Below are 14,277 nucleotides of genomic sequence, written 5' to 3' on the forward strand. Positions count from 1 at the left end.
ATAATAGTTATTTGTATTGACAAGCAAATAAAAATTTTTAAGAAAATCACTAAGGAGAAACGATTATGCGTATCCACGTCGTTTTAGGAAATGATGAAACTGGTGAGCGTATTTACTTGACGTCTAAAAACCGTCGTAATACGCCTGACCGCCTTGAGTTAAAGAAGTACTCACCAAAACTTCGCAAAGTAGTAACATTTAAGGAGATTAAGTAATGGCAAAGAAGTCAAAGATTGCTAAAGCACAAAAGCGTGAAGCTTTAGTTGCAAAGTATGCTGACAAGCGTGCTGCATTGAAGGCAGCTGGTGATTATATTGGATTGGCAGCTTTGCCAAAGGATTCATCTCCAGTTCGTGTTCACAACCGTGACTGGATTGACGGACGTCCTCATGCTTACATGCGTGAATTTGGAATGTCACGTTTGAACTTCCGCCAATTAGCACACAAGGGTCAAATTCCTGGTGTCCGTAAAGCTTCTTGGTAAAATTAATAATTGCTTACTAAGCATAATTTAGTTAGTAATATCTTACAATAAAAAAGCCCCAGCTTGCGGGCTTTTTTATGTTATGCACAGAAATGTTACATTGTAATTTGCACTCTTTCTGTAAATGAGGTATAATTAATGTAGTTAATTTACATAGCAATTGTAAATGGGCGGGTCACTTTAAAAAGAGTGGCCGGCTCATTTTTTATGGGATTAGCACGCTTATTGTCAATATAAAGGTAGTGTTAGCACAATATTTGTGAACACGAATGGCAAAACTATTCATCGAAAGGGGAAAACAAATGGCAAACAAAACCGAACAAACAGTTATTGATTTGATTTCGCCAATCATTAAAGTGCATAATGCTCTGTTGTGGGATTTGACGTTCACCAAAGAAGGTGGACAAAAGATTTTACGCATTTTATTGGATAAACCTGATCACCAATTCATTACAATGGATGATTTAACATCATTTACGCAAGAAGTTAATGAATTATTAGACACAATTGATCCAGATCCGATTCCTGAAGCTTATGTCTTAGATATCTCATCACCTGGTGCCGATCGCCCACTAAAGGAATTGTGGCATTTTGAATGGGCTAAAGAGGCTAATGAAAATATTTTAGTATCTTTGTTTGTTGCCAAAGAAGGTCAAAAAAAATGGCAAGGAAAAATTTCTGAGTTAAGTGAAGATGGTTTGATATTAACAACAACTAATGGGCGTTTGCCATTAACTTTTGACGAAATAGCTAAAGCAATACTGGATGTCCAGTTTTAAATCGTTAAAAATGGAGAAAATCGAATGAGTAAAGAATTAGTGGAAGCACTTAATGCTCTTGAGGCAGAACGAGGAATTGATCGTCTAGTTGTTGTCGAAGCACTTGAAGATGCCTTAAAAGCTGCTTATAAAAAGCAATACAATACAGCCGATAACGTTGAAGCAAAATTTGACGATAAAAAAGGTAATATTAGTATTAAACAAGTAAAAAATGTTGTTTTAGATGATGATTTTGAAGATGAAGAAACAGAAATTTCGTTATCTGATGCATTGACATTAAATCGTGCTTACGAAGCGGGTGATGAAATCCGTTTTGATGTAACACCAAAAGATTTTGGGCGTATGGCCGCACAAGCAGCAAAACAGGTTATTGTTCAAAAAATGCGTGAAGCAGGTCGACAAGCTATTTATAATAAGTTTTCTGATTATGAAGATGAAATTATAACTGGGGAAGTAGACCGCCAAGATGCCCGTTTCTTATACGTAAATTTGCCTGGTAATCAAGAAGCTGTCATGGCTCCTAACGATCAAATGCCTAATGAACGTTATCATATGGGAGATCGTATCAAGGTCTTGGTTAACAAGGTGGAAAACAATGCTAAGGGACCACAAGTATTCGTATCGCGAACAGCAGCAGACTTAGTAAAACGTTTATTTGAACAAGAAGTACCTGAAGTCTATGATGGTACAGTTGAAATTATGTCAATTGCGCGTGAAGCTGGTGATCGTTCAAAAATTGCTGTTTATACCCATGATTCAGATTTGGATCCAGTTGGTGCCATGGTTGGCCAACGTGGTGGTCGAGTGCAGAGCGTTGTAAACGAACTTGCTGGTGAAAATATGGATATCGTAGAGTGGGTTGAAGACGAAGCACAATATATTGCTAATGCTTTGAACCCCTCAGAAGTGACTGATGTAATTTTTGATACAGATAATGATCGTGCTGTAACGGTGATTGTTCCGGATAACCAATTATCCCTAGCCATTGGTAAAAAAGGTCAAAATGCTAGATTGGCAGCTCGTTTAACAGGATTTAAGATTGACATTAAATCTGAAAGTGAAGCAGCGGATATATTGGACAAAAAATCAGCATCTAAGGTGGCTGACGAGACCGAAGAATAATTTGAAAGGAAATATAATTATAAATTCAGTTGGTTTATAATTATACTAAATACATATGAAACCTCGTAAAATACCAATGAGAAAAGACATTGTAACGGGTGAAATGTTTCCTAAAAAAGAACTCGTTCGAGTCGTTCGTAGTAAAGAAGGCGATGTAATGCTTGATCCGTCAGGAAAAGCGAATGGTCGTGGTGCGTATATAAGCCTTGATGTAAAAAATGCAGAATTGGCAAAGAATAAGCGTATCTTTGATAAAGCGTTTGATGTAAAAGTTAGTGATGAGTTTTATGATGAACTTATTGCTTACGTGGACCATCAACAAGCGCGTCGGGAGTTGTTTGGTGATAAATAAAGATGACCAAATATTAAATTTATTAGGTTTGGCAATGCGAGCTGGAAAATTAGTGCTTGGAACTGATCCGAGTTTATCCGCTATTCGTGGGCAAAAAGTTTCCCTAGTTTTTTTTCCAAAAGATGGCGGTCAAAGCCAAGCTAAAAAGTTTTCCGATAAATCAAATTTCTATAACGTTAAATTGATACAAGACTATACTAAGAAACAATTAACAGATGCTATTGGTGTTAATCGCAGTGTATTTGGAATTGCTGACCAAGGTTTTAGTCGAAAAATTAAACAATTAATTTCAGAAAAGGAGCGGAACTAAATGACAGAAGAAAAGAAATTCTCAGGTTCAAACCGTCCTGCACGAAAACAGGCAGTCCCAGAACGTAAGGAATTGCCTGCATCACAACGTCGTCATGCGGCAAAGTTAGCAGATGGCACAACACCGACTCAAGGAGGTTCACGTCCAAGTCGTCCATCACGTCCTAACAACAATAATCAAAATCGCTCAAATAACAGTGGACAAGGGCAAAATCGTAATAATCAGAACCGTACAAATACATCTGGTGGTAGTCAAAATCGTTCAAATAATAGTGCAAATCGCAACAATCGTCCCGGTTCACGCGTTGCACCTGCTGAAGGACGGCCAATGATTCGTGAAAAGAAAAATTGGTCAACAAAGCCACGTGAAGGGCAAGTTGATTATTCTGCGAAACCTGATAACAGTTTGAAGCAGTATGTGAATGAAAACGAAAAAAAGCGTCAGGCGTCTGCAGAAGCCAAGAAACCTAAAAAGCCTGCGGCAGTTAAGCCAGCAGCCAAGAAAGAAACTGCAACCACTAAACCAGCTACAGCTGCAACTGCAGGGGCTGGTAAATTTGGTGGCGCCTTAGCTTCAGGAAATAATTCTGCTCGTAATAATTCACGTAAACGTAATACAAATGGTACAGGGCAACAAACACCACGTCGTAACGATAGACCACGTGGCTCTAAAAAATCACGTCGTATTGCTGCAAAGCATCAACCATCGACACCAGCGACAGTACGTAAGGAACAGCCATTACCAGCAGTATTAGAATATCGTATCGGTATGAACGTGCAAGACCTATCAAAGTTGTTGCATCGTGATACTGCAGAAATTATTAAGAAACTGTTTTTGCTCGGAATCGTAACCAATCAAAATCAAAGTTTGGATGAAGATACGATTGAGATTCTTGCTGCAGATTATGGTATTGAAGCCCAAGCCAAAGAAGAAGAAGATGTTGCTGATATTGATAAGTTCTTCGATGATGAAAATATTGATGAAAGTAAGTTAGTTTCTCGTCCACCAGTTGTAACGATTATGGGACACGTTGATCATGGTAAAACAACGTTGTTGGATTACTTACGTAATTCTCACGTTACTGATGGTGAAGCTGGTGGTATCACACAACACATTGGCGCTTACCAAACACGTATCAATGATAAATTAATCACATTTTTGGATACACCAGGGCATGCGGCCTTTACAGAAATGCGTGCACGTGGAGCCAACGTAACTGATTTGACAATTCTGGTTGTAGCAGCAGATGACGGTGTTATGCCACAAACAATTGAAGCTATTAACCATGCTAAAGCCGCAGGGACACCAATCATTGTTGCAGTCAATAAGATTGATAAGCCTGGTGCCAACCCTGATGATGTCATGAATCAGTTGATGGCATACGATTTAGTTCCGGAAGAATATGGTGGCGACACTATCTTTGTTAAAATTTCAGCTAAGTTTGGACAAAATGTTGATGAATTACTTGAAATGATTTTGTTGCAAGCTGAAGTGCTAGAATTAAAAGCAAATCCTGATATGCCAGCTCGTGGCTCAGTTATTGAAGCACGTTTGGACAAAGGGCGTGGACCAGTTTCTACTGTACTTGTTCAACAAGGTACGATGCATGTTGGTGATCCAATTGTTGTTGGGAATACCTATGGTCGTGTGCGTACGATGACTAACGAACGTGGAGTTGAATTAGCAGAGGCTTTGCCTGCAACACCGGTTCAAATTACTGGTTTGAATGGCGTACCGCAGGCAGGTGATCGCTTCATCGTTATGGCTGATGAAAAGACGGCTCGTGCTGCTGGTGAAGAGCGAGCAAAGCGTGCTCAAGAAGCAGTACGTAACTCAGGATCAGTTGTTACCTTGGATACGTTGTTTAATACAATGGCTGAAAAAGCTATGAAAACAGTACCGGTTATTGTTAAAGCTGATGTTCAAGGCTCAGTTGAGGCACTTTCAGGCTCACTAAAGAAAATCGAAGTTGATGGTGTTCGTGTAGATATCATTCATACTGCGGTTGGTGCAATTAATGAATCTGATGTCACATTAGCTGAGGCTTCAGGAGCAATCATTATTGGATTTAATGTTCGTCCTACACCTTTGGCTAAATCACAATCAGATTCTGATAAAGTTGACATTCGTTTCTATAATGTCATTTATAATGCAATTGATGATGTTGAAGCAGCTATGAAGGGTCAACTTGAACCAGTGTACGAAGAAAAAGTTATTGGAAAAGTTGAAGTTAAAGAATTATTCAAGTTCTCTAAGGTTGGCACAATTGCTGGTGCTATGGTTGAAGAAGGTAAGATTACCAAAGATTCTAAAGTTCGTGTTATGCGTAATAACGTTGTGGTTTTCGACGGTGAAGTTGGTTCATTGCAACGTGGTAAAGATGCAGTTAGCGAAGTGAAGATGGGGTTTGAATTTGGATTTACAGTGGCTAAGTTCAACGATGTGCAGGCTGGTGATATTGTTGAAGCTTATGTAATGGAAGAAGTTAAACCCAAATAAAGTGCAATTGCTGTAAAATTTTTGTGGTAGTTGTGATCTTTTAGTAAATAAAGAAAGCGAAGGCATAGTAGTTATGGTTAATCCACAACGTGCAGGTCGTCTCGCTCAAGAAGTGCAACGTGATGTTACTGATTTACTACTTAAGCGTATTAATGATCCGCGTGTAAAAGATGTTACAGTAACAAGTGTTGAATTATCTGGTGACTTGCAGATAGCAACAATTTATTATTCTATTTTATCTGATTTAGCAAGTGAAGCTAAAAAGACTCAAACTGGATTGGAAGCTGCTAGTGGACTGATTCGTAAAGAATTAGGTTCACGCTTAACAGTCTACAAGACACCAGAATTAAAGTTTGTTCGTGATCAGTCTGTTCAATATGGAAATCATATTGAAGATTTGATTCGTAAACTGCACACTGAAAATTAATAAAATATGAAATATTAGGCGCTCGCCATTAGGATGAGCGCTTTTTGTGTTAAAATAGTTTTATACAATTAAAATTAAGAAAATGAGATTTTATATGACTAATCCAACCCAATCATTCAATGACATAGTGTTGAATATGGCGCCTGATAAATTGTTGAATTTTCAATTAAAAGTTCGTGATATTCCAGATATTTTAAGACTAACATTTGGCGAACCTGGTTTTGCAGTGGACGAGCGTATTAAGAAAGCCGCTATTGATGCAGTTTCTAATAATCGTTCACATTATGCTGAAAGTCAAGGAGAAACAGCATTAAGAGCTACCGCTGTAAAGTATTTTAATGAAAACTATCATTTAAACTATGCTGGCCCAGAAAATGTTATTGTGACACAAGGTGTTAGTGAAGCTATTAATGTTGTTTTTCAGACCTTGCTCAATGAAAACGATGGCTTGCTTGTTCCTGAGCCTGCCTATGGTCCGTATTTCTCATCTCTTGATTTAGCACATGGTGTACGCTTGTCGATTGACACAACACCAAACCATTTCAAATTGACACCTGAAATGGTTGAACAGGCTATTGCAGACGCAACAGTACCAGTTAAGGCTATTTTGATGAATTATCCAACTAACCCAACTGGTGTAACTTACTCACGTGAAGAGATAATTGCGTTATCTGAAACTTTCGCAAACCATAATTTATGGGTGATTTCTGATGAAATATATTCTGTCCTAACATATGAGCAAGAACACGTATCTTTTGCAGAGTACATACCAGAGCGTACAGTATACATTAATGGATTATCAAAATCGCATGCGATGACTGGTTATCGTATAGGTTTCATCTTAGGACAGGCTGATGTCATTGAACAAATGCAAAAAACACACGGAACGTTAGTTTTTGCAGTACAAACATTTGTTCAAGATGCAGCAATTGTTGCATTGCGTGATGTTTATGATACACCAATTAATATGCGCAACGCTTATCGTAAACGCCGTGATAAAGTATTACTACAATTAAAAGCACTTGGATTTGAAGTGGTTGAACCAGAGGGTGCATTCTATTTATTTGCCAAGCTACCTGCTGACTTAGGTACGGATGGTGATGACTTTGCCTTGCAATTAGCAAAAGAGGGTAAGGTGGCTGTTATTCCTGGTTCTGCTTTTAGCGACGCGGCACAAGCATATATTCGTATTTCATACGCAGCTGCAGATGAAGACTTAGAAGAGGGTATGAAGCGAATGAAAAAATATATTGAAAAGGTACGTAGCTAAAGATGAATTTCTGGAAACTACTTTTTGGTTCGAAAAAAAAATTATCACAATTGAAAAGTACGGGTCAACTTAACGCAATCAAAATAGCAAATAGTGATAATGCGCCTGTTTTAGTGGCACCAGTGACTGGAGAATTAAAAGAAATAAAAAGCAGCCACGATGATTCTTTTAAATCAAAAAGTGGTGTTATGTTTGTACCGCACGGTGGGAATTTGATGGTGCCAGTTTCAGGTATTGTTACGGAATCAACTAGTGACTATCTCAAGTTAACAGATATATCAGAACAGACGGTAATTATGACAGTTGTGGGTGCATCGACTGTTGTAAGATTAGCTCGTTATGGTATTGGTCAACAGTTGCACGCTGGTGACGTAGTTGGTACTATGAATCAAAAAATTTTATTTGCTGATCATGAAGCGTTAAGTGTTTATGTTGTTTGGGAAAATAAAACATTACCAATTATCCGTTATGGGTCAGTCTACGCAGGACAAAATATTTGGCAAGTTAAGGAACTGCACAATGGTGATGAATCAAATGATTGATGGTCTATTAGTTATTAACAAACCAAAGGGAATGACTTCTTTTGATATTGTGGCCAAAGTGCGTCGTTTAGTTGGTCAAAAAAAGGTGGGTCATGCTGGAACGCTTGATCCTAATGTTGATGGTGTATTGGTAGTTGCTCTAGGTAAAGCAACAAAATTAATTGATGAACTACAGACGCGTCCTAAAAGTTATATTGGTGAAATCACACTTGGATTTGCAACAGAGACGGAAGATTTAGACGGTCAAGTTATTGAAGAACTTAGTATAGATATTCCATTTTCTAGTGAAAAAATAGATAATGCAATACAGCAGTTGAATGGCCCAATTAAACAGAAACCACCCATGTATTCAGCAGTTAAGGTTAACGGAAAACGTTTATATGAATATGCTCGAAATGGTGAAATAGTCGAGCGGCCAATTCGCGAGGCAATGATTCATAGTTTTAGACGAACTTCGAATATTCTTTTTGCAAATGGTTTACAAAAATTTGACTTTGAAGCAAAAGTTTCTAAAGGAACCTATATTCGTACGCTAGCTGTAGATACTGGGCAAGCTATTGGTATTCCAGCGACTATGACGAAATTAACGCGAGTTATGGGTAGTGGGTTTAAAATTGAAGAATCTTTACATCTAGATGAGTTAATGCGGCTTGAACATAATGATGTTGTGGCTAAAGTGATTCCAATAAAAGAAGTATTAGATTGGCCAATTAAAGAATTGAATGAAGACGAATGGTTTGCTGTAAAAAACGGTCAAAAAATTTCTAATTGGTCACCAAGTAATCAGTACCTACAGCTTTATTATCAAAATAAATTGAAAGCAGTTTATCAATATGACGAAGATGGGCGTGTTTGGCGTTCACGTTATGTGTTTGATAACCAATAATTATGACAGAATTAATTCGTTTACATTATCCCATAGTAAATTTTAAAAAGCCGGTTCAACAAGTTGTTGCAATGGGCTTTTTTGACGGTGTACATCTTGGTCATCAAGCTGTTTTAGCTCGTGCTAAGCAGGAGGCTGAAAAGCGTGGTGTACCTTTGGCTGTTTTAACTTATGACCCACATCCTATTGTGGCATTTCAAAAACTAAATCAACCTTTACGCTATTTAACACCATTGGAACAAAAAGTATCTATTATGTCTCGCTTGGGTGTTGATAAAGTTTATGTGATGCGTTTTACCTCAAAACTTTCAAAACTAAAGGGACAATCATTTGTGGATGAAGTATTAATGCATTTAAATCCGTTGACGGTAGTAGCGGGCTTTGATCATTTATATGGTGCAAATGGTACGAATAGTGACATGTCACACTTGTTGGTTTATGCTAAGGAACGTTTCGGTGTTATTACAGTACCTGAACTTGATGATTTGAATCAAAAAATTTCATCATCAACTATTCGTAAATACTTAGATAATGGTAACGTTGATATGGTTACCAAACAGCTTGGGCACCCACATGCAACAACTGGTACAGTGGTTCATGGTGAAGCACGTGGACGAGAATTAGGTTACCCAACAGCCAATATTCAGACTCCAGAAAATGAATGGCTCCCAGGAATAGGTATCTATGCGGTAAAAATACAAATTAACAATCAATGGTATCTGGGAATGGCAAGCATTGGTCGCAATGTTACTTTTGGTGAAGCACGTCCAATAACTGTTGAAATTAATATTTTAGATTTTAAAGAAGAAATATATGGTGAGGCTGTGCAAGTAGAATGGTACCACTATCTACGTGGTGAAGTGAAGTTTAACGGCGTGCAATCACTAATCAATCAGTTGAAACTAGATGCTGAAGATACGCATCGCTATTTTAATGACAAATAATAATTTTTTGGCACTCGAATAAAAAGAGTGCTAAAACACTTGCATTATTTTCTAAATAGTGTATTATAATACTTGTTAGCAGTTATATATAACGAGTGCTAAAAGGAGTGATCAATATGGCGCTGACAGAACGACAAAAGTTAATCTTAACCGCCATTATTTACGAGTATACACAACGTGAGCATGCAGTTGGATCGAAGAGATTACAGGAACACTTAGATATTAAAATTAGTTCCGCTACTATTCGAAATGAAATGGCTGCATTAGAAGCAGATGATTTGATTAAAAAATTACATACATCTGCTGGTCGAGTACCTTCATACGAAGGTTATCGTTACTACTTAAATCATTTGATGGTTACTCGTCATGCAACACAGCGCGATGTGCAAGCTGTTATTCAGTCATTCCGTGGTAATTTCCATGAAATTGATGATCTATTTGATGAAACAGCTAGAACGTTATCAAATTTGACTGGCTACACAGTTTTGATATTAAAACCAAAACGAAATGATATTCGAGTCTCTGGTTTTCGACTTGTGCCACTTGAAGGTCATCAGCTAATTGCCGTATTAGTTACGAATGATGGTAAGGTAACAAGTCAAACCTTCAAGTTGCCAAACGAAATGGCTGCTGAGTCATTGGAAAGTATGGTGACGTATATCAATAGTCAGATGGTTGGACGTCCGGTAAATGATGTGCTTCGAATGATGCAGTCTGATGAATTGCCAACGCAAATGAGTCGCATGATTAAAACACCAGCTGCTTTCTTACAATTGTTTGGCGATGTGTTAGCTCGTTCAAGCGGTGATACGGTTCATATTGGTGGTAGATTAAATGTCTTGGATTTTAGTAAACAAACGGATATCGCTAATGTTAAACCACTGTTGGAGTTTTTAACGAGTGCCGAAGATGTAAGACATATTGTTTCACCAACCGAAAATGTGCGTATTAGATTGGGACGTGAAATTGGTGAACCGTTATTGTCTGATTTCAGTTTAGTCTCTCGTGGGTTTGTAATGCCTAACCAAGGCAATGGAATTATAGCATTACTTGGGCCAATTCCAATGGCTTATAGCACTAATGTTTTGTTAACAGATGCATTTGCTGAAGCCTTAAGTCGCAAAATGATTGAATATACATAACTAGGAGGTCACACCTGTGACAGAGAAAAATGAAGAAATTGTAGAAGATAAAGACATTTCTGAGGAAGTTGACGAGAAGTTGACGGAAGAAATCGAATCTGAAGCAGATAATTTACAAGCAGATAGTGATTTAGAGCAAGAAAAAAATAATGCGTTAGTTGAACAGGTTAACAACCTCGAGGAAAAGTTGTTACGTTCACAAGCGGAAATACAGAATATTCAGCAACGTAATGCACGAGAGATGCAAAATATTCGAAAGTATGATGGTCAAAAGTTGGCCAGTGCTGTATTACCTGCTGTAGATAATTTGGAAAGAGCACTGCAAGTTGAAGCTAATGATGAAGTTGCAAAACAGATAAAGACTGGTGTCGAAATGACACTCAAGACATTGACGCAAGCTTTAATTGATAATGGCATTACTTCAACTGGTGAAGTTGGTGAGGCCTTTGATCCGACAAAGCATCAAGCAATTCAAAGTGTTGATTCGACTGACGTTGATTCTGATCAAATTGCGCAAGTCTTACAGAAGGGTTATGTTTTGCAAGATCGTGTTATTAGGCCTGCAATGGTTGCAGTTGCTAAGTAAATGTTGCACTATATGGTGATTCAATCGATTAGATACTACACCTTAAAAAGTTGAAAATGATTTTAAAAGTAAAGGAAGAATATACTTATGTCAAAAATTATTGGTATTGATTTAGGAACAACAAATTCAGCTGTTGCCGTCCTTGAAGGTGGCGAACCAAAGATTATTACAAACCCAGATGGTGGTCGTACAACACCTTCAGTTGTTTCATTTAAGAATGGGGAAAGCCAAGTCGGCGACGTGGCCAAGCGTCAAGCAATTACAAATCCGGACACGATTATTTCAATCAAGTCTCACATGGGTGAAGCTGGTTATAAAGTTAATGCCAATGGTAAAGATTACACACCACAAGAAATTTCAGCAATGATTTTACAATATATTAAGGGTTATGCTGAAGATTACTTAGGTGAAAAGGTTGAAAAGGCTGTTATCACAGTTCCTGCATACTTTAATGATGCACAGCGTCAAGCTACTAAGGATGCTGGTAAGATTGCTGGTTTGGAAGTAGAACGTATCATTAACGAACCAACAGCAGCTGCGTTGGCCTATGGTTTGGACAAGTTGGATAAGGATGAAAAAATTCTTGTCTATGACTTGGGTGGTGGAACATTCGATGTGTCAATTCTTGAATTAGGAGATGGTGTGTTTGAAGTTTTGTCAACCAACGGTGATACTCATCTTGGTGGTGATGACTTTGATAACAAAGTTATTGACTATTTGGCAGGGCAATTTAAGTCAGAAAATGGTGTTGACTTAAAGGATGACAAATTGGCTTTGCAACGTTTGAAGGATGCCGCAGAATCTGCTAAGAAGACTTTGTCATCTGCAAACGAAGCTCAAATTGATTTGCCATTTATTGCTTCAGGTGATAACGGCCCATTGCACTTGCAGACATCATTGACACGTGCGAAGTTTAACGAATTAACAGCTGATTTGGTTAAGAAAGCTGAACAACCTGTTTTGAACGCTTTGAAGGATGCTGGATTGTCATTCTCTGACATCGATGAGGTTATCTTGAACGGTGGTTCAACTCGTATTCCAGCCGTACAAGAATCTGTTAAGAAGATGACAGGGAAGGAACCTAACCACTCAATTAACCCTGATGAAGCTGTTGCTTTGGGCGCTGCAGTTCAAGGTGGTGTCATTACCGGTGATGTTAAGGATGTTGTTTTGCTTGATGTTACACCATTGTCATTGGGTATTGAGACAATGGGTGGTGTGTTCACTAAGTTGATTGAACGCAATACAACAATCCCAACTTCAAAGTCACAAGTATTCTCAACAGCAGCTGATAATCAACCAGCTGTTGATATCCATGTTTTGCAAGGTGAACGTTCAATGGCTGCCGACAACAAGACATTGGGTCGTTTCCAATTAGCAGATATTCCAGCCGCACCACGTGGTGTTCCTCAAATTGAAGTGACATTTGACATTGACCGTAACGGTATTGTTAATGTTTCTGCTAAGGACTTAGGAACACAGAAGGAACAAAAGATTACAATCCAAGCTGCTGGTGGTTTGTCAGACGAAGAAATTGAAAAGATGATGAACGATGCCAAGGCAAACGAAGAGGCTGATGCTAAGAAGAAAGAGGCTGTTGATACACGCAACGAAGCTGATCAATTGATTTTCCAAACTGAAAAGACTTTGGAAGAGGTTGGCGACAAGTTGGGTGACGATGAAAAGAAGCCAACACAAGACGCTTTGGAAGCTTTGAAAAAAGCTAAGGAAGATGCCGCAGCTGATGATGCTGATTTGACAGATTTGAAGGCTAAGTCAGAAGAATTAACTAAGGTAGCTGGTGAATTAGCAATGAAGTTGTATCAACAAGCAGCACCAAAAGATGGAGCTGAAGGAGATGCAAAATCTGCCGATGATAACACAGTTGACGGTGATTTTGAAGAAGTTGATCCAAATAAGGATGACAAGAAGTAATATATCTTAAAACAAACCGCATTCATTGAGTGCGGTTTGTGTACATAAATTAGAAGGAGCGGGCGCGTGAATAACACTGAATATTATGACCGTCTCGGCGTTGGTAAAGACGCTAGTCAAGATGAAATAAAAAAGGCTTATCGTAAGCTATCAAAAAAATACCATCCAGATTTGAACCATGAATCTGGTGCTGAAGAGAAGTATAAAGAAGTTCAAGAGGCTTTTGAAACACTTGGTGACGAACAAAAACGAGCTCAGTATGATCAGTTTGGTCCAAACGGTGCGCAAGGTGGCTTCGGCGGTCAAGGTGGTTTTGGTGGTCAGGGCGGATTTAATGACTTTTCAGATTTGGGTGATATTTTTAGTCAAATGTTTGGTGGTGGTTTTGACCCTAATCGTCCACGTAAAGGACAAGACTTGCAATATCGCATAAATTTGACTTTCGAAGAAGCTATTTTTGGAAAAGAAACGACTATTAAGTTTAATCGTGGAGATGGCCCACACGAAATAAAAGTTACCGTTCCTGCTGGTGTTGAAACAGGACAACAAATGCGCTTAAGTGGCCAAGGTGAAAGTGGTGTTAATGGTGGCCCACGTGGAGATTTGTTTGTGGTATTCCAAGTTTCACCATCAAGAGATGGTTTTGAACGTGATGGAGCTGATGTTTACTTGGAACAAAAAATTAGTTTTGTGACAGCTGCTTTGGGCGATGAAATTAAGGTTAAGACAGTACATGGCGAAATTAAACTAAGAATTCCGGCTGGTACTCAAACTGGTAAACGCTTCCGCTTGAGTGGCAAAGGGGCACCACGTTTACGAGGAAATGGCCACGGGGATCAATTTGTTATTGTTACAGTTGAAGTACCAACGCGCTTAAATAAGGATCAGAAAAAGGCATTAGAGGCTTTCAAAGAAGCAACTGATGGTACAGCAACAAAGAAGAAGAGTTTCTTCGATAAGCTATAATAAAAAGGCTTGCAGATAATTTCTGTAAGCCTT

At 38.4% G+C, this 14,277-nt stretch carries 16 protein-coding genes; all 16 read left to right on the plus strand.

The annotated features are described in order from the left end of the window. The first annotated feature begins 65 nt into the window (after nucleotides 1-65). The 16 genes from rpmG to ESZ47_RS00950 all read left to right on the plus strand — a co-directional run bounded on the left by rpmG (nucleotide 66) and on the right by ESZ47_RS00950 (nucleotide 14,244). A complete protein-coding gene (gene rpmG / locus ESZ47_RS00875) occupies nucleotides 66-215 on the plus strand; it encodes a 50S ribosomal protein L33 (RefSeq protein ID WP_002815032.1) in 150 nt (49 codons plus the stop codon). Next, nucleotides 215-484 carry a 30S ribosomal protein S14 gene (gene rpsN / locus ESZ47_RS00880; RefSeq protein WP_002815025.1) on the plus strand — a complete coding sequence of 90 codons (270 nt, stop codon included), beginning with the start codon at nucleotides 215-217 and terminating at the stop codon, nucleotides 482-484. Before rpmG ends, rpsN begins: the two co-directional genes overlap by 1 nt. A 302-nt stretch (nucleotides 485-786) precedes the next feature. After that, a complete protein-coding gene (gene rimP / locus ESZ47_RS00885; protein ID WP_148603917.1) occupies nucleotides 787-1,263 on the plus strand; it encodes a ribosome maturation factor RimP in 477 nt (158 codons plus the stop codon). Between the two features lie 24 nt (nucleotides 1,264-1,287). Then, nucleotides 1,288-2,385 (plus strand): transcription termination factor NusA, encoded by a 1,098-nt coding sequence (gene nusA / locus ESZ47_RS00890; RefSeq protein ID WP_148603919.1) that lies wholly within the window; start codon nucleotides 1,288-1,290, stop codon nucleotides 2,383-2,385. Nucleotides 2,386-2,440: 55 nt separating this feature from the next. Next, a complete protein-coding gene (gene rnpM, locus ESZ47_RS00895) occupies nucleotides 2,441-2,737 on the plus strand; it encodes an RNase P modulator RnpM (protein ID WP_148603921.1) in 297 nt (98 codons plus the stop codon). Continuing rightward, complete coding sequence (locus ESZ47_RS00900) at nucleotides 2,727-3,047, plus strand: L7Ae/L30e/S12e/Gadd45 family ribosomal protein (RefSeq protein ID WP_148603922.1); 321 nt, start codon at nucleotides 2,727-2,729, stop codon at nucleotides 3,045-3,047. The genes rnpM and ESZ47_RS00900 overlap by 11 nt, the downstream gene beginning before the upstream one ends. Next, nucleotides 3,048-5,546 carry a translation initiation factor IF-2 gene (infB, locus tag ESZ47_RS00905; RefSeq protein ID WP_148603924.1) on the plus strand — a complete coding sequence of 833 codons (2,499 nt, stop codon included), beginning with the start codon at nucleotides 3,048-3,050 and terminating at the stop codon, nucleotides 5,544-5,546. A gap of 73 nt (nucleotides 5,547-5,619) precedes the next feature. Beyond that, the gene (gene rbfA / locus ESZ47_RS00910) at nucleotides 5,620-5,973 is read left to right on the plus strand and encodes a 30S ribosome-binding factor RbfA (RefSeq protein WP_148603926.1); all 354 of its coding nucleotides are present in this window, start codon (nucleotides 5,620-5,622) and stop codon (nucleotides 5,971-5,973) included. A 94-nt stretch (nucleotides 5,974-6,067) separates the two neighbouring features. Next, nucleotides 6,068-7,243 carry an aminotransferase class I/II-fold pyridoxal phosphate-dependent enzyme gene (locus ESZ47_RS00915; protein ID WP_148603928.1) on the plus strand — a complete coding sequence of 392 codons (1,176 nt, stop codon included), beginning with the start codon at nucleotides 6,068-6,070 and terminating at the stop codon, nucleotides 7,241-7,243. A gap of 2 nt (nucleotides 7,244-7,245) precedes the next feature. After that, nucleotides 7,246-7,785, plus strand: a complete 540-nt coding sequence (locus tag ESZ47_RS00920) for a PTS sugar transporter subunit IIA (protein ID WP_148603930.1) — start codon at nucleotides 7,246-7,248, stop codon at nucleotides 7,783-7,785. Beyond that, nucleotides 7,763-8,671 carry a tRNA pseudouridine(55) synthase TruB gene (truB, locus tag ESZ47_RS00925; protein WP_148603932.1) on the plus strand — a complete coding sequence of 303 codons (909 nt, stop codon included), beginning with the start codon at nucleotides 7,763-7,765 and terminating at the stop codon, nucleotides 8,669-8,671. The genes ESZ47_RS00920 and truB overlap by 23 nt, the downstream gene beginning before the upstream one ends. A gap of 2 nt (nucleotides 8,672-8,673) precedes the next feature. Next, nucleotides 8,674-9,615 carry a riboflavin biosynthesis protein RibF gene (gene ribF, locus ESZ47_RS00930; RefSeq protein ID WP_148603934.1) on the plus strand — a complete coding sequence of 314 codons (942 nt, stop codon included), beginning with the start codon at nucleotides 8,674-8,676 and terminating at the stop codon, nucleotides 9,613-9,615. A gap of 116 nt (nucleotides 9,616-9,731) precedes the next feature. Continuing rightward, nucleotides 9,732-10,757, plus strand: coding sequence for a heat-inducible transcriptional repressor HrcA (gene hrcA, locus ESZ47_RS00935; protein WP_148603935.1), 1,026 nt, complete (start codon nucleotides 9,732-9,734; stop codon nucleotides 10,755-10,757). A gap of 16 nt (nucleotides 10,758-10,773) precedes the next feature. Continuing rightward, nucleotides 10,774-11,343 carry a nucleotide exchange factor GrpE gene (gene grpE / locus ESZ47_RS00940; RefSeq protein ID WP_148603937.1) on the plus strand — a complete coding sequence of 190 codons (570 nt, stop codon included), beginning with the start codon at nucleotides 10,774-10,776 and terminating at the stop codon, nucleotides 11,341-11,343. An 87-nt stretch (nucleotides 11,344-11,430) separates the two neighbouring features. Continuing rightward, on the plus strand, nucleotides 11,431-13,278 hold the full coding sequence (gene dnaK / locus ESZ47_RS00945; RefSeq protein ID WP_148603939.1) for a molecular chaperone DnaK: 1,848 nt from the start codon (nucleotides 11,431-11,433) through the stop codon (nucleotides 13,276-13,278). Between the two features lie 66 nt (nucleotides 13,279-13,344). After that, nucleotides 13,345-14,244 carry a DnaJ C-terminal domain-containing protein gene (locus ESZ47_RS00950; RefSeq protein WP_148603941.1) on the plus strand — a complete coding sequence of 300 codons (900 nt, stop codon included), beginning with the start codon at nucleotides 13,345-13,347 and terminating at the stop codon, nucleotides 14,242-14,244. The last annotated feature ends 33 nt before the right edge of the window (nucleotides 14,245-14,277 follow it).

It is taken from the genome of Leuconostoc litchii, assembly GCF_008107645.1.
Lineage (GTDB): Bacteria > Bacillota > Bacilli > Lactobacillales > Lactobacillaceae > Leuconostoc > Leuconostoc litchii.